General features: G+C 72.8%; 14 protein-coding genes. 4 read left to right on the forward strand and 10 right to left on the reverse strand.

What is annotated here, in order from left to right:
* The first annotated feature begins 161 nt into the window (after nt 1-161).
* Nucleotides 162-959: a TetR/AcrR family transcriptional regulator gene (locus tag AN215_RS09125; RefSeq protein WP_070013874.1), complete on the forward strand. Its 798-nt coding sequence runs from the start codon at nt 162-164 to the stop codon at nt 957-959.
* A gap of 8 nt (nt 960-967) precedes the next feature.
* On the opposite strand, the gene AN215_RS09130 is transcribed toward AN215_RS09125, so the two are convergent.
* The gene (locus tag AN215_RS09130; RefSeq protein ID WP_245694360.1) at nt 968-2,023 is read right to left on the reverse strand and encodes a hypothetical protein; all 1,056 of its coding nucleotides are present in this window, start codon (nt 2,021-2,023) and stop codon (nt 968-970) included.
* 152 nt (nt 2,024-2,175) lie between these two features.
* On the opposite strand from AN215_RS09130, the gene AN215_RS09135 reads away from it, so the two are divergent.
* Nucleotides 2,176-3,171: an aldo/keto reductase gene (locus AN215_RS09135; protein ID WP_070013091.1), complete on the forward strand. Its 996-nt coding sequence runs from the start codon at nt 2,176-2,178 to the stop codon at nt 3,169-3,171.
* Nucleotides 3,172-3,386: 215 nt separating this feature from the next.
* Here AN215_RS09135 and AN215_RS09140 read toward each other — a convergent pair whose 3' ends face one another.
* The 9 genes from AN215_RS09140 to AN215_RS09180 form a co-directional block, all read right to left on the reverse strand.
* On the reverse strand, nt 3,387-4,037 hold the full coding sequence (locus tag AN215_RS09140; protein ID WP_070013090.1) for a 2'-5' RNA ligase family protein: 651 nt from the start codon (nt 4,035-4,037) through the stop codon (nt 3,387-3,389).
* A 147-nt stretch (nt 4,038-4,184) separates the two neighbouring features.
* Nucleotides 4,185-4,787 (reverse strand): TetR/AcrR family transcriptional regulator, encoded by a 603-nt coding sequence (locus tag AN215_RS09145; protein WP_070013089.1) that lies wholly within the window; start codon nt 4,785-4,787, stop codon nt 4,185-4,187.
* A 104-nt stretch (nt 4,788-4,891) separates the two neighbouring features.
* A complete protein-coding gene (locus AN215_RS09150) occupies nt 4,892-5,797 on the reverse strand; it encodes a 3-hydroxybutyryl-CoA dehydrogenase (RefSeq protein ID WP_070031136.1) in 906 nt (301 codons plus the stop codon).
* 280 nt (nt 5,798-6,077) lie between these two features.
* Nucleotides 6,078-7,250, reverse strand: a complete 1,173-nt coding sequence (locus AN215_RS09155) for an acyl-CoA dehydrogenase family protein (RefSeq protein ID WP_070013087.1) — start codon at nt 7,248-7,250, stop codon at nt 6,078-6,080.
* Nucleotides 7,251-7,378: 128 nt separating this feature from the next.
* Nucleotides 7,379-8,551 (reverse strand): acyl-CoA dehydrogenase family protein, encoded by a 1,173-nt coding sequence (locus AN215_RS09160; protein WP_070013086.1) that lies wholly within the window; start codon nt 8,549-8,551, stop codon nt 7,379-7,381.
* A 70-nt stretch (nt 8,552-8,621) separates the two neighbouring features.
* Nucleotides 8,622-10,694 carry an acetate--CoA ligase family protein gene (locus AN215_RS09165; protein WP_070013085.1) on the reverse strand — a complete coding sequence of 691 codons (2,073 nt, stop codon included), beginning with the start codon at nt 10,692-10,694 and terminating at the stop codon, nt 8,622-8,624.
* A 1-nt stretch (nt 10,695) separates the two neighbouring features.
* Nucleotides 10,696-10,887, reverse strand: a complete 192-nt coding sequence (locus AN215_RS09170; protein WP_070013084.1) for a ferredoxin — start codon at nt 10,885-10,887, stop codon at nt 10,696-10,698.
* 23 nt (nt 10,888-10,910) lie between these two features.
* A complete protein-coding gene (locus tag AN215_RS09175; protein WP_070031137.1) occupies nt 10,911-12,302 on the reverse strand; it encodes an NADH-ubiquinone oxidoreductase-F iron-sulfur binding region domain-containing protein in 1,392 nt (463 codons plus the stop codon).
* Entirely contained in the window at nt 12,299-12,811 is a 513-nt protein-coding gene (locus AN215_RS09180) for a hypothetical protein (RefSeq protein ID WP_070013083.1), read from the reverse strand. Before AN215_RS09180 ends, AN215_RS09175 begins: the two co-directional genes overlap by 4 nt.
* Before the next feature lie 463 nt (nt 12,812-13,274).
* Between AN215_RS09180 and AN215_RS09185 the strand changes: the two genes are divergently transcribed.
* Together AN215_RS09185 and AN215_RS09190 are read left to right on the forward strand one after the other, a co-directional pair.
* A complete protein-coding gene (locus AN215_RS09185) occupies nt 13,275-14,447 on the forward strand; it encodes an aromatic ring-hydroxylating oxygenase subunit alpha (RefSeq protein WP_070013872.1) in 1,173 nt (390 codons plus the stop codon).
* Between the two features lie 217 nt (nt 14,448-14,664).
* Nucleotides 14,665-15,897 (forward strand): polyamine ABC transporter substrate-binding protein, encoded by a 1,233-nt coding sequence (locus AN215_RS09190; RefSeq protein WP_079122840.1) that lies wholly within the window; start codon nt 14,665-14,667, stop codon nt 15,895-15,897.
* The last annotated feature ends 4 nt before the right edge of the window (nt 15,898-15,901 follow it).

Consider the following 15,901-nt stretch of genomic DNA (forward strand, 5'->3'; position numbering starts at 1 on the left):
GTACGGTGTACTCATAAAGAACAGCGTACAGCGCACGCAGATTTACGCAAGCGGCTTAGGATGGCGGCCACGATGCCGACGAGACAGCCACGAACACCGCGCCAGGCGCAGCCCCGCACATGCCGGCGAGCGCACCTCCGTTCGACGGCGGGCGGGCGCGCATGACGACCGAGTACAGCGGCACGGGCGATCTCACCCGCACCCTGGACCTGCTCTGGCGGGGCAAGGAGCAGCCCAGCCGCGGACCCAAGCCGGGCCTGACGCTGGAACGGATCGTCGCCACAGCCGTCGCACTCGCCGACGACGAGGGCCTCTCAGCGCTCTCCATGCGCAGGGTCGCCTCCGAGCTGGGCGTGGGCACCATGACGCTCTACCGGTACGTGCCGGGCAAGGGCGAGCTGCTCGACCTGATGCTCGACCACGTCAACGGCCCGGCCGGGGACTTGGACGAGTACCGCGGCAAGGACTGGCGCACCAGCATGGAGCTGATCGCCGAGGGTGCCTGGAAGCGCTACATCAACAGCCCCTGGCTGCTGCAGGTCTCGTACGTGCGCCCTGTTCTCGGCCCGGCCTCGCTGATGAGCGTCGAGTTCGCGCTGGCGGCGCTGGACGGGCTGGAGCTGGCGGGCAGGGAGAAGATCGGCCTGCTGAGCGGCCTCGACAACTACGTGCTGGGCGCCGCGCGCACACACGTACTGCAGCAGCAGGCCACGGAGCGCTCCAGCCGGTCCGAGCGGGAGTTCTGGGACGCCCAAGTGCCCTATCTGGAACGGGCGATGAGCACCGGCCAGTACCCGCATCTGGCCGCCATGCCGGAGGACTCCTTCTCGATGAGCGCCCGCGAGACCATGCGGCTCGGGCTGCGGGCACTGCTGGACGGATTCCAGACACTCATCGACGAAAGAAGGGCGGAGACGCGGAAACGCGGCGACGCGGCGAGGGGTGACGGTGAGCGGTGACCCGCGGGTCAGCCGCGCCGCCGGAAGATCCGCCGCAGCAACGTCCACAGCACCACGGCGACCGCAACAGCCGCGCCTCCCACGACGACCTTCTTCTCGCTGAGCTTCCCCTCGTCACCGCCGCTCGCGGCACCGCCGCCCTCCGTGCCGCCGTCCGCCTGCCCCTCGCCCGCCGGGACGCTCTCCGGCAGCAGTTCCCCGTCCAGCTCCAGCGGGTCGACCGTGCTGCCCTTGCCCTCCGAGCCGCACATCAGGGTGCGCCCGTCCGCGGTGAACGTCACCGACTCGCCCTGCCCTGCCACGGGCACGCTGACGGGGGTGTCCAGGGCCTCGGGCTTCCCGTCCCGCCACCGGAACATCTCGCCCCCGAAGTAGCCGCGCAGCACCAGCCGCGTCCCGTCCGGCGAGAAGGCGCCGTCCGTCGCCCAGACCTCCGTACGGGCGATGCGGCGGAAAGTGTTCACGCCTGACGGTGTGAGGCGCTCGGGTCCGGCGTACACGCCGCCCTTCTTCTCCTGGCTCTTGCTCGCGATGTAGACCCGGCCGGTCTTCGGATGGACCATCAGCGACTCGGCGTCGCGCGGCCCGTCGGCGTAGCGCACCGTGTAGCGGGTCGGCGTCACCGTGACGTCGCGCAGCTCCTCCGGCTCGTCGAAGCGGTAGATCCACACCTCGTTCCAGCCGCCGTTCAGGTTGTCGCCGATGTCGCCGACGTACACCTCGCCGCCGGGGCCGGCCGAGACGGCCTCCAGGTCGCGGGGGTCGATGCCCTTGAGGGTGACCGTGGCGACGGTCCGGCCCGTCGACGAGTCGACCGCGTAGACGTACGGGCCGTCGTCCGAGTCGTTGTGCGTCCAGTAGACGCCCTTGTGCGTACGGCTGGCCGCCAGCCCGCTCGACTCGGTGATCCGGGGGTCCTTGATACGGAAGGCCCCGTCTCCGCCGTTTCCTGCGGCGGAGACGGCAGGTACGGCGGACGCCCCCGTCGTGGGCCCCAGCGCGAGAAGACCCGCCGCTCCCCCGACCCCCACAGCCGCGACGGCGCGGCGCCAAAGCACAGACATGGCCCCAGTCTCCCGTACGGCGGTACCCGGCAGGCGCCCGGCGCCTGCTTCCGGCCCGTTCCCCCGGCCCGTTCCCCCGGCCCCCTCCGGCTCCCTTCCGGCTCCCCCCGGCGCTTGCTTCGAGCCCACTCCAAGGGCTTGGCTCTACAGGCATGGAGTACACGCAGCTCGGCCGCACCGGCCTCAAGGTCAGCCGGATCGTCCTCGGAACGATGAACTTCGGACCGCAGACCGACGAGGCCGGAAGTCACACGATCATGGACGCCGCGCAGGCCGCCGGCGTCAACTTCTTCGACACCGCCAACGTGTACGGCTGGGGCCCCGAGAAGGGCCGCACCGAGGAGATCATCGGCACCTGGTTCGCCAAGGGCGGCGGCCGCCGCGAGAGGACCGTGCTGGCCACCAAGGTGTTCGGGAGCATGGCCGCCGAGGGTGACCGCACGCCCAACCAGGACCGGCTCTCCGCGCTCAACATCCGCCGCGCCGTGGACGCGAGCCTCAAGCGGCTGCAGACCGACCACATCGACCTCTACCAGTTCCACCACGTGGACCGCAGGACGCCCTGGGAGGAGATCTGGCAGGCCATCGAGGTCCTGATCCAGCAGGGCAAGATCATCTATGCGGGTTCGTCCAACCACGCCGGCTGGCACATCGCGCAGGCAAACGAGACGGCCGCCCGGCGCGGCACGTACGGCCTCGTCAGCGAGCAGTGCCTGTACAACCTCGCCGAACGCCGCGCCGAGATGGACGTGATCCCCGCGGCGCAGGAGTACGGCCTGGGCGTCATCCCCTGGTCGCCGCTGCACGGCGGGCTGCTGGGCGGCGCGATCCGTAAGGAGACGTCGGGCGAGGGCGCACGCAGCACATCGGGACGTTCGGCGGACGCACTGGCGAACACCCGGGTCCGCGAGCAGATCCAGCGCTACGAGGACCTGCTCGCCGGGAACGGCCTCGACCCGGGTGAGACGGCCCTCGCCTGGCTGCTCACCCGTCCCGGCGTGACGGGCCCGATCGTCGGCCCGCGCGTCCCGGAGCAGCTGGAGTCGGCACTGCGCGCGGTGGAACTGAAGCTCGACGACGGCCTGCTGGCCTCGCTCGACGAGATCTTCCCGGGCCCGGGGCCGACACCGGAGGCCTTCGCCTGGTAGCGGCGCCGCCGGTGCTCTGACCGGAGAGGTCAACCGCACCGGACAGGCGCCGTCCGGCCCCGGACGCACCGGGGCCGGACAGCGCCTTCGGCTGCGAAGCCCTCAGCCTCCGACGGCGGCCGCGACGGCCACCACGATGAGCATCAGCACGAGCGCACCGCTGACGATGCGCGTCCTCGTCTTGGTATTCACGCCCCCAACGGTAACCAAGTCCCTCACTCTCCCAGCGGCCAGCCCGCGATCTGCTCGTAACGGGGCTGCTCACCCTGCACGCCGCTGTCCGGCAGATTGCTGCGTACGAGCGCCAGCCCGTCCGCGGTCCAGGGCTCACCCGCGAACCCGTCCAGGGCCGCCGTGAACGGGCGCAGACCGGGCCCGTGCGAACGGGCCCGTGCCAGCGTCAGATGGGGCCGGAACTGGTGGGGCTCGTCCGTCCCGAGGCCCGTGCGGCGCCCGGCGGCGGTCGCGGCGGCGGCCAGCCGCCGCAGCGCGTGCATCTCGCCGCCGGGACCGCTCACCTGCGCATGGCCCGCTTGCTCCCGTTCCTCCCCTTCACCGCCGTCGCCCGGGGGCGCGCCCGTGACACCGGCCCACAGGGAGCGGTCGCCGAACCGTCCGCCGCCCGCGATCCGCAGGCGCAGCGGGTGCCCGCGCCGGGCCGCGCGCGAGAGGCGTTCGCACAGCTCGTCGAGCTTCGCGTCGCTCACCTCGCCGTAGAAGGCAAGGGTGATGTGCCAGTTGGCACGGTCGGCCCAGCGCAACCGTCCGGTGTCGTCCAGGGAGCGCAACTCCGCGACCTTGTCGGAGAGTTGGCCTGGGCCGTCGAGCACGCGGGCGGGCGGCAGCAGAGCCGTGAAGAGTCTCATGGCCCCAGCATGCCGCCCTACCCTGAGCCTTGCGGCCCGGGTCGTACCCCGGCGCTCCCCGGTTCCGCGGTGTGTCCGCCGCAGCCCTGCACGGCCGGTTCGAGTCCCGGCGGAGACGTGGGAGAGACGACGGCGAGAACCGGCGCGTCACAGCCGGGGGAACTCAGGCGTGATCTTCAGCTCCCGGGCCGCCGCCGCCCAGATCGCGGTCTGCGCCGTCCCGACGGTGACCCGGGGGTCGCCGAGCATGAGGCGGATGCCGAAGCCGTCGCACAGGGCGAGCAGCGTGGTGCTGGTGGTGTCGATGTCGCAGTCGGCGAACTCGCCGGAGCCGATGCCTCGCCGCAGGGCCTCGCCCACCCAGCTGTGCAGCTGGTCGTAGAGGTCCACGGCGAGGCCCTGTGCCGTCTCGTCACGCAGCGCCCGCACCCACAGCTCCTGCCACAGCCGCCAGTCCTGGCGGAGCTCCGGATCGGTCGGCAAGAGGTTGCGCAGGATGCGGGCGAGGATGACGGCGGCGGGCACCGAGCCCGCGTCCCGTTCGAGTTCGGTGCTGGTGTGGGCGAAGGAGTGCGTCATCGCCTCGGCGAAGAGCTTCTCGCGGTTCTCGAAGTGGTAGTGGAGCAGAGCCGTGGACACCCCGGCGTGCTCGGCGACCATGCGCATGCGGATCTTCTCGAAGCCGACCTCGGCGATCACTTCGCACGCGGCGGCGAGGATCCGCTCGCGGGTGCGTTCGGCGGTGGACACGTGCGTGCTCCCCTGGTCGTTCGGTCCGGTGGCCGGGGTGCGCCGGCCTCTCGCCCTGTCCCATCTTCCCGCATCGGCACTGGGCGCGACCGGGGCGGGACCGGTCAGTGGTAGGTGTGGAAGCCACGGCCGGTCTTCCGGCCGTGGAGACCCGCGTCGACCATGCGGGCAAGAAGCGGCGGTGGGGCGTAGCGGGGTTCGCGGAACTCTCCGTACAGCGACTCGGCGATGGCCCGGGTGGTGTCGAGTCCGATGAGGTCGGTGAGCGCGAGCGGACCGAGCGGATGGGCGCATCCGAGCGTCATCGCACGGTCGACGTCCTCGGCCGACGCCGTTCCGGACTCGACCATGCGCACGGCCGCGAGGAGGTAGGGGACGAGGAGGGCGTTGACGACGAAGCCCGACTGGTCCCGGGCTCGTACGACCTGTTTGCCCAGCACCTGGGTGACGAAGGACTCGGCGCGGCGCGCGGTGTGCTCGCTCGTCAGGAGCGACGGAACCAGTTCCACCAGCGGCAGCACGGGAACGGGATTGAAGAAGTGCAGGCCCACGACATGTTCGGGGCGTCGGGTGGCGGCGGCGAGGCGGATGACCGGGAGGGAGGAGGTGTTGGTCGCCAGGACGGCGTCCTGGCGCCGCACCACGGCGTCCAGCCGCCTGAACACCTCCAGCTTCGCCGTCTCGTCCTCCGCGACGGCCTCGATGACGAGATCGGGGTCGTCCAGCCCGTCCAGGCCGCCGGTCACGGCGATCCGGTCCAGGGCGGCGTCCCGGTCCGCCGCGGTGAGCTTGCCCGCGTCGGCGGCGCGTTCCAGGGACCTGGCGATGCGGGAGCGGCCCGCGGCCGCGGCCGCGGCGCCGGACTCGGCGACGACGACGTCGAGCCCGGCCCGGGCGCACACCTCGGCGATGCCGGAACCCATGAGGCCGCAGCCCACGATGCCGACCCGTCGGACGGGCGCACCGTGCTCAGGGAGCGGGGCGGGCCCCGCGGTCACCGGCTCCGTCATGTGTGGCTCCTTCCGAACGATGGCCGTCCCGGTGGTCCCGGGACGGCACGTTTCCGGGCGGGCGGCTCCCGGCGGGACCGGGAGCCGCCCGTGGTCGGCTCGTGACGCCGGACGGGCCGGCCGTGGGGCTCATGGCCGTCCGTCCATCCGCCTCGCCGGTCTGCCGGGCGCGTCAGCGGTCCGACGCGGCGCCCGCGCACTCGGACACATCCCGCATGGACGTCGGGGACGTCGGGGACGTCGGGGACGCCCGTCGGGGACGCCCCTTCAGCACGGCGTGTCAGGCGGCGGGCAGTTGCAGAACGCCCGTACCGCGCTTGATCAGCTCGCCCGCGACGATCAGACGCTGGATCTCGGACGTGCCCTCCCAGATCCGGTCGACACGCAGCTCGCGGTAGAGCCGCTCGACCGGGTAGGAGCGGTCGTAACCGCGCCCGCCGAAGATCTGCAGGCAGCGGTCGACGACGCGGCCCGACGCCTCGCTCGCCGCGAGCTTCGCGATGGCCGCCTTGGCGTGCGCGGTCTTACGGTCGACGGTGCCCTCGGTGACCTCCCAGGCGACCTGGTGGGTGTACGCGCGGTTGACGGCGATGTCCACGGCGCAGTCCGCGAGCATGCCCTGGATCAGCTGGAAGTCGGCGATACGGGAGCCGAACTGCCGCCGCTCCACCGCCCACTCCCGCGCCAGCTCCAGGGCGCGCTCCGCCGCGCCGATGGTGCGCGCCGCGATCATCAGCCGCTCCTCGGTGAACCAGGAGCGGGTGATGTCGTAGCCCTCGCCGATGCCGCCGAGCACCGCGCCGTCGGGCACCCGCACATCGGTGAACGTGAACTCGGGGTGCTCGTAGACGAAGGTGTGCATGAAGCGCGGCACCCGGGTCATCTCGACGCCCGGGGTGTCCTTGTCCACGAGGAACAGGGTGGGTGCCCGCTCGTCCCCGGCCGCCGCGAGGACGATCAGGAAGTCGGCGTGGTCGCCGACGGTGACGAACCACTTCTCCCCGTCGAGGCTCCAGTGCCCGCCGGAGGTGCGGGTCGCGGTCGTGCTGAGGTTCTGCGGGTCCGAGCCCGCCTCCGGTTCGGTGACGGCGTAGCAGTCGCGGCGCTCGCCGCGGATGACCGGAACGAGGAAGCGCTCGCGCTGCTCGGGAGTGCAGAAGCGCAGCGCGTTGGCCGGGCGCCAGACCATGTCCCACAGGGCGCCGGTCAGCCGGCCCAACTCCTGCTGGACGACGGCCTGCTCGAAGATGCTGAGCCCGGCGCCGCCCCACTCGGCGGGCATGTTGACGGCCTGGAGGCCGCTGTCGAGCACGGCGACGCGGATGGCGTCGTGGGCCTGCGGGGGCAGACCGTTGTTCTCCTCACAGTCCTCCTCGTACTTCATGACGAGGTCGGTGAGCCTGCGGGCCGTGCCCTTGAGTTCCTGCTGGCGGGCGGTAAGGCGGAAGTCCATGTCGGTCCTTGGGATGCGGAGTGACGGGCGGGGCGGAGACGACGAAGGCCCGTGGGCCGGGGAGCGGGGCTGCGGACCCGGCGGACGCGGGGAGCCGGGTCGGGCAGTCAGGGAGCCGGGTCGGGCAGTCAGTGACGGGGCAGGGCGAGGGCCCGGGTGCCGCGCTTGATCAGCTCGTTGGCGATGATCAGGCGCTGGATCTCGGACGTGCCCTCCCAGATCCGGTCGACCCGCAGCTCGCGGTAGAGCCGCTCGACCGGGTAGGAGCGGTCGTAGCCGCGCCCGCCGAAGATCTGCAGGCAGCGGTCGACGACCCGGCCGGCCACCTCGCTCGCGGCCAGCTTCGCCGTGGAGGCCTTGGCGTGCAGGGCCTTGCGTTCGGTCCCGGGCTGGTCCGCCTCCCAGGCGACCTGGTGGGTGTAGGCCCGGTTGACGGCGATGTCCACGGCGCAGTCCGCGAGCATGCCCTGGATCAGCTGGAAGTCGGCGATACGGGAGCCGAACTGCCGCCGCTCCACCGCCCACTCCCGCGCCAGCTCCAGGGCGCGCTCCGCCGCGCCGGTCGTACGGGCGGCGATCATCAGCCGCTCGTCGGTGAACCACTCCTTGGTGAGTTCGTAGCCCTTGCCGACGCCGCCGAGCACGTCCTCGTCGGCGACGAACACGTCCTGGAAGACGAACTCGGGGTGCCCGTTGACCGCCGAGTGCATGAAGCGCGGGACGCGGGTCATCCGCACGCCCGGCGCCTGCTTGCCGACGAAGAAGAGCGTGGGCTGCCGCTCGGGACCCGCGTCCGCCTGCACCAGCAGGAAGTCGGCGACGTCGCCGCAGGTGACGAACCACTTCTCACCGTTGAGCAGCCACCCGCCCTCGGTCTTCTCGGCGGTGCTGGAACCGGATCCGGCGTCCGATCCGGCGCCGGGCTCCGTGACGGCGAACGCGTCGAAGCGTTCGCCGCGGATGACGGGCAGCAGATACTTCTCGCGCTGCGCCTCGGTGCCGTACGCCAGGACGTTGGCCGGCCGCCAGGGGATGTCCCACAGGCAGTTGGTGACCTTGCCGAACTCCTCCTCGACGATGACCTGATCGAGCAGGCTGAGTCCGGCGCCACCCCACTCGGCGGGCATGTTGATCGCGAACACACCCGCGTCGATGGCCTCGCGGGTGAGTGCGCGGACGGTTTCGGCCGGCAGCGGGCCGCCGGCCTCCTCCGACTCGTTCTCGTACTGCATCAGCCGCTGGGAGTAGGCGGCGGCGCGGGCCTTGAGGTCGGCCTGCTCGGGGGTGTAGCGGAAGTCCATGGCGATCCTTCCAGGCGGTCGGTGGGTGACACGTGCCGGTTGGCGGGTCGGGGCGGTCGGGGCGGTCGGGTCAGGCGAGTACGGCGCGGGCGTCCAGGGCGAGAGCGCCGTCGGGCCGGACGAGGAGGGGGTTGATCTCCAATTCGGCGATCTCGGGGTGTGCGGCGGCGACTTCGGTGATGCGGGCGACGGCCTCGGCGGCCGCGGCCACGTCGACGGCGGGGCGGCCACGGACGCCCCCGAGCAGCCCGGCGGTGCGCAGTCCGCGCAGCAGGCGCTCGGCCCGTGCCGCCGGAACGGGTGCCAGGGCGAACGCGACGTCCTGCAGGGTCTCGGTGAGGATGCCGCCGAGACCGACCATGGCGACCGGGCCGAAGCGCGGGTCCCGGTTGACGCCGACGATCAGTTCGACCCCGTCACCGAGGTCGGCCATGGCCTCGACCGAGTAGGCGGGCGCCCCGAGCCGGGCGTCCATCTCGCGGTACGCGGCCAGCAGCGAGGCTTCGTCGGGCAGCCGCAGCGCGACACCGCCCGCGTCGGACTTGTGCAGCAGGTGCAGCGCCTTGAGGACGTACGGACCGTCGAACTCCGCTGCCGCGGCGCGCAGCTGCTCCTCGCCGGTGATTCGGCGGGCCGCGGGAAAGCGCAGGCCCGCGGCGGTGAGCAGGGCCCGCACGGAGTGGTAGCCGGGGTCGGTCACCACGGGAGCGGGAGGCGGCAGCGGGGGCACCCCGGCAGGGCCGGCGGGCTCCCTGATGGTGAGGGCGGCGAGTGCGCGGGCCGCGTCCTCGGTGGCTCCGAAGACGGGGATGCCGCCCTCGGCGAGGATCCGGCAGCTGGGCGAGGCGGGGTACATGGACTGCACGACCAGCGGCTTGGGACGCCCGTCGTGCGCGCGGACGATCTCCTGCGCGGCCTCCAGCTCGCCCACGGACAGTGCCGTTCCGCCCTCACCGAGACCGGCCTCCGAGGCGGCGTAGCCGCCGAAGTAGCCCGTCAGCAACACGGTGTCGACCTCTTCGGTGGCCAGTAGCGCCTCGATCGTGGTGGCGTAGGAGCCGGGGTCCTGCTCGCCCATGCCCGCCAGGTCCACGGGGTTGCCGACGGCGGACTGCTCCCACAGCACCTCGCGCAGCCGGGCCTGTGCGGGCTCGCCGAGTTCGGGGACGTCGAGCCCGGCGGCCTCGGCCGCGTCGGCGGCGATCGCGCCGTGGCCACCGCCGTCGGTGAAGATCGCGGTGCGCCTCCCGGCCCGGCGGTCCTGGGTGCCGAGGGCGGCCAGCACGGTCGCCATCTCCCGGGGGGTGGCGACCAGTTGCACACCGGCGTCGCGGCAGGCGGCGGCCACCACGTCGGCGGAGGTGGTCAGGGCTCCGGTGTGGGACTGCGCGCTGCGCGCGGACGCTGTGCCGCGTCCCGCGGTGAGCAGGACGACGGGCTTGCCGGCCACCGCGGCGGCCTCCGCGAAGGCCCGGCCGTCGCCGAAGTCCTCGGCGTAGACGGCGATGGCCGAAGTGCCCTCGTGACTGGCGCAGTCGGCGACGAGGTCGACGAGGGTGATGTCGGCCTGGTTCCCGAGCGAGACGAACCGGGAGAAGCCCAGCCCGTACGGCGTCAGCCGCAGCTGGAGTTCGAGGGCGAGGTTGCCGCTCTGGCTGAGCAGGGCGACGCCGCCGGGAGCGAAGGTGCCGGAGGCGAGGTACAGCTCGGTGGTGTTGTCGGCGATGCCCAGGCAGTTGGGGCCGACGAGGACGGCTCCGGCGTCGCGGACGCGGGCGGTTATCGCCTGCTGGCGGGCGCGCCCGGTGGCGCCGGTCTCGGCGAATCCGGCGGTGATCGCCACCAGGGCACGGGCACCGCAGGCCAGCGCGTCGTCGACGGCGGCCTCGAAGCCCGCTCCGGGAACGGAGAGCACGACGAGGTCGACCTGTTCGCCGATCGCGGCGACGCTGGGTGCCGCGGTCCTGCCCAGCACGGTGCCACCGCGCCGGTTCACCAGGTGTACGGGGCGGCGTCCGGGGGCGCGCAGGACCTGGGCGGCGATCGCGTTGCCGTACTTGGCGGGGTCGTCACTGGCGCCGACGACGGCGACGGACTTGGGGTCGAAGAGGGGCGTCAGGTGCCGGCCGGGCGTGCGGGCCATGTCAATTCTCCAGCCTGAGTGCGGAGTTGGGGCAGCTGTCGGCGCAGTCCCGGGCAGCGTTCTCCGCGCCGGGCGGGACGTCGGCGGCGACGACGGAGGCGTAGCCCCACTCGTCGAGTTCGATCAGCTCGGGGGCGTGTTCCTGGCACAGGCCGTAGCCCTGGCACAGGGTGGAGTCCAGCAGGAGTTTCATGGCGGTCCTTTCAGCGGTCCGTCTCAGGGGCGGCGAGCGGCCCCGGCCGGTTGGCCGGGAGCGGGCTGGGGAGTGTCCGGCACCTCGGGCACGGGCACGGGCACGGTGAGCCGGGTGGAGGCCGGAGGCCCGTCCGGCATGCCGAAGCCGGCGGCGCAGACGGTGCACGGGGCGGCCAGGTGGGCACCGACCTTTGCCGGGAAGGCGCGCAGCAGGCTGCCCGCGGTGCCGGCAGCGGCGTCGAGGAGCCCGCAGGCGCCGCGGCCGGGCAGCCCCGCGGACCAGCGCGCCAGCGACGCGCGGACGTCCTCCGTCGCGCTGCCGGCGGCCAGTTGCCGCAGGGCGTCGCGGATCGATCCCGTACCGGCGACACACACGCCGCACTGGCGGGCGCTCTCGGCGGCGAGGTGTGCGGCGGCCTCGCCGGCAGCGGTCACGGGGCAGTCCTGCGGGCCGAGGAAGCGGATGGCGCCGCAGCCCAGGGCGGTGCCCGCCGCGGCGAGGCGGCCGGGGTCGACAGGCAGGTCCAGCGACTCCCCGGCGACGACGCCGCCGAACAGCCCGCCCATGAGCGCCCCCTCGGGATGCGCGCCGCCGTCCGGTCCGCCGTGGGCGGAGGCCAGCTCGCGCAGTGTCGTGCCGTAGGGGGCCTCGGTGAGCAGCGGGGCGTGGTCGCCGCCGCCGGAGACGGTCAGCAGGGTGGCCTCGGCGATCCGGCGGCTCAGGTCGGGGCGGGCGGCGAGGAGGGCGATCCGGGCGAGGGTCTCGACGTTGGCGACGAGGGTGGGCTCGTCGCCGACGCCCCGTTCGAAGGGCCGGGGCGGTTTGGCGGCCGGCAGTGCGGGGCCGCCGTTGATACGGCGGACCACCGCGCTCTCCTCACCGGCCACATAGGTGTGCTCGGTCTCCACCACCTGGACGGACAGCGGCGGCGGGTGCTCCGCGAGGGCCTGCCGGACGTGGCGGGCCGCCGCCGGGTCGGAGAGGTAGACGTACCCGCGCCGGGCGCCGATGGCGGTGGCCGCCCGGGCGAGGCCGTCGAGTACGAGGTGGGGGCGTGCCCGCAGCAGCCACCGGTCCTTGACGGAACCGGGCTCGCCCTCCTCGCCGTTGGCGACGACGACGGGCGCACCGCCTGCGTCGCGCACGGCTGCCATTTTGACGGCGGTCGGGAAGCCCGCGCCGCCGCGCCCGCACAGCCCTGACCGGGTGAGGAGCCCCGGCAGCGCGTCGGGGGCGGTGGCGGTGGCGTACCCGCCGTGGGCGAGGTAGGTCCGCGCGTTCTCCAGCCGGTCGGGGTGCGGGCCGAGAACGGTGCCGGGGGTGCGCTCACCCGCGTCGGGACCGGTTGCTGCGGGGGGCATCAGGGACCGGACGGCGGTCCGCCGTGCCCCGCGGGCTCGCGTCGTGGTCATGCGTGCCCTCCAAGGTGTGAGGTGGCGTCGTGGGAGCGGGCCGTGTCCCCGGAGCCGTGTGCGCCGCGGGCCCTCCTGGCCCTGCTGACGTCGCTGCCGTGGCCGGTGCCGCCGGCGTCGTCGGCCCTCCCGGCCGCGTCGGCGTCACCCGTGCGCAGGCTGTGGAGCGCGGACTCCAGGGCGTCGCGCTGGCGGGCCGTACGGGCGTAGGCGCTGCCCGGCAGTCCGATGAGCATCCGGTGGTGGTCGAGGACGACCTCGGCGGCCAGCAGGGCGGCCCGGCGGTCGCCGGGCCGGGTGCCGGTCGCGACGCCGGTCACCAGCTCGGTGACCTCGGCCAGGTAGCGCAGCCAGCTGCGCTCGCTGCCGTGCAGGATCAGTCGCTGCACGCGGCGGTACTCGACGGCGGAGGCCGTCGGCGGGCTGCGCAGGGCAGCCACGTTCGAGGGAAGTTCGCGTTCCGGCTCGGGGGTGAGGCCGAGCCAGACCAGACTCCGACGACCGCTCATGCGTGCCTCCGGGGTGAGGTGTGGGGACCCGGCCGCTGCCGGGAGGTGACCTGGTGGATTGCCGGACCGGGTGGATCGCCGGACCGGGTGTGCGGCGGGACCGGTTGTGCCGGGCGGCCCGGGAGCGTCCCGGGCACCGCCGGGACGGCAGGGGTGACCGGAGAGGTCGGGTGGCGGGATACGGGTCGGGGAAGTGAACGGGGCCGCGGAGCGCGGCGAAGCCGGGCGGGGACGGCCCGGGGCGGGCCGCGTACGGCAGAGGAACCGGCGCGGCGACGGACCGAAGCTAACTAATTGATTAGTCAGTCCGCAACCCTTGACAGTTCACAAGTCGCTCCCCAGGCTGACTAACCATTCAGTCAGCTTCGAGCCAGTTCCCCACTGGAGTCAGCCGATGTACGCGAAATCCCCCGCCACCCCCGCCGGGACCACGGGCTCGCCCCCCACGGGACCGTCCCCCGGCTTGCCCGCCACGAAGCCGCCGCGCAGCCGCGCGGAAGCCGCACCGCCCACGCCGGGCGAGGCGCTGGCGGGCCGCTACTACACCGACCCGGGTGTCGCCGAGGCCGAGAACCGGCACATCTTCGCCAAGTCCTGGCAGCTGGTCTGCCACGAGTCGGACCTGCCCGGCGCGGGCGCACGGCTCGCCGCGACCGCGGCCGGACGCGAAGTCCTCGTCGTACGCACCGAGGACGGCGGCCTCGCCGCTCACCTCAACGTCTGCCGCCACCGCGGCACCCGCCTGGTCTCGGCGCCCGAACCGGGCGGCAAGGCCATCCGCTGCCCGTACCACGGCTGGACCTACAAGCTCGACGGCCGGCTCGTCGGCGCGCCGGAGGCCCGGCAGATCCCGTGCCTGGACAAGCCGAGGCTGGGGCTGTTCCCGGTCCGCGTCGAGTCGTTCCTCGGCTTCGTCTTCGTGAACCACGACCCGGACGCCGTCCCGCTCGCCGAGCAGTGCGCCGGGCTCGCCGAGGCCGTGGGGCACTACGCCGGTCCCGGCCTGGTACCGGTCGGCCGCGACCGGATCCACGACCTCGACGGCGCCGAGGTCCAGCACGCCAACTGGAAGGTGACCGTCGACAACTACCTGGAGGGCTACCACGTACCCGTGGCCCACCCCGGGCTGATGCGGCTGCTCGACTACCAGGGCTACACCTGTGAGATCGAGGAGGCCTACACGCTCTTCGCCTCCCCGCTGCGCGACAAGCCCTCCTCGAACTGGCCCGAGCGCCTCTACCAGCGCCTCGCCGCCCCGATGCCCGGCCTCACCGAGGCCGACCACCGGGTCTGGCGGTACGCGGTCATCTATCCGAACACTCTCATCGACTTCTACCCCGACCATGTGCTTGCCTGGACCGCGATCCCCAGGGGCGTCGACCGCGTCGCCGTTCCCGGCGCGTTCTACACCCGGGTCGGCACCTCGCTGCGCACCCGTCTCGCGCGGAGGCTCAACATCCACATCGGCTGGATCACCAACGACGAGGATGCCGAGCTCGTGGCCCGCGTACAGAAAGGACTCACCACCCCGGGGTTCGAACCCGGTCCGCTGTCCCGGCGCGAGTCGGCGGTCGGCTGGTTCGCCGACCGGATCAGGGCGGATCTCGCGGCGGTCCCCGACGACGAGACGGCCTGAGCCGCCGCAGCCGCCCCCGGCGCGGCGCCCGTCCCCTCCGGCACCGGCTGACAGGTTCCGCACGGCCTCCGCTCGCCCCAGCCGGCACCAAGGCCGCGCCTCACCCTCACTCGAACTCACCCGAATTCACCGCGTCAGGCCCTGTTCCCCCGGTATTCCCCCGACCTCGCCCGATCAGTGTCCGTGCCGTACGGACACCCCACGGAGAGGACCGCTGATGTCCCCCGAGGCGCTCCCACCATCGCCCGAACCTCCCCCATGTCCCCCGTCTCCCCCACCCACCCGGACCGAACGTTCCCGCCGGGTCTCCGAGCGCATACCGCGCCGCCTGTCCCGGCGGTCGGTCCTGCGCTCCGGTTCCGCCGCGGCGGCCGGCCTCGGCCTCGGCGCGGCCGCGTCCGGCTGCGGCTTCACATCCGCGGGTACGGCCTCCCAGGAGGCGAACGACGAGCCCATCGAGATGAAGATCGACGGCGACCTCGTGTACTTCAACTGGGCCGACTTCGTCGACCCTGCCGTCTTCAAGGGGTTCGAGAGGGAGTACGGCGTCAAGGTCGTGCAGTCGAACTTCGACTCCATGGAAGGCATGGCAGCCAAGCTCAACGCCGGCAACAGGTACGACATCATCTTCCCCACCGCCAAGTGGGCGGAGCGGCTCGTCCAGGGGCACCGGCTGCGCCGTATCGACCACTCCCGGCTGAGGAACGCCGACGCCGTACTGAGCCGCTACGACTTCTTCACCGACCCCTGGTACGACCCCGGGTCCCGGCACACCCTGCCGTTCACCATGTACAAGACCGGCATCGGCTGGCGGAAGGACAAGATCGGCGACGAGCTGTCCGGGTCCTGGGACGACCTGTGGCTGCCCCGTGCCATGGGCCGCGTCTTCGTGCTGGACGACCGGGACGAGGTGCTCGGTCTGGCCGCGCTCAAGCGCGGCCTGGACGTCTCCACGTCCGACGAGGACGACCTCGGTGAGATCACCGCGACGCTGCGTTCGCTCCGCCCGCACCTGCGGGGCTTCTCCAGCAACAGCTACAACAACCTGCTCACCGGCGACGCCGTCATGACCCAGGCGTGGAGCGGTGACATGGCCGCCATGCTGAACCAGGCCAAGGACCAGTCGGTGTTCGGCTTCGAGGTCGCCGAGGAAGGCGCGCCCCTCAACTCCGACTGCTACGCCATCCCGTCCGACGCGCCCCACCCAGGTACGGCGATGCTCTTCATCGACTACATGCTCCGGCCCGAGAACGTCCGCAGAAACATCGAGTACATCGGCTACCCGATGCCGGTCGGCGGCACGGAGGACACCTACGCCGCACTGGTCGAGCCCTTCCCCGCCTGCGTCGTCTTCTCCGGCGACCTCAAGGACGACCTCTACTTCCGCAACGGCGACGACCGGGCCGAACGAGCCCGGGACACCGCCTGGACCCGTGTGAAAGCCAGTTGACGCC

Source organism: Streptomyces abyssalis (assembly GCF_001751365.1).
GTDB lineage: Bacteria > Actinomycetota > Actinomycetes > Streptomycetales > Streptomycetaceae > Streptomyces > Streptomyces abyssalis.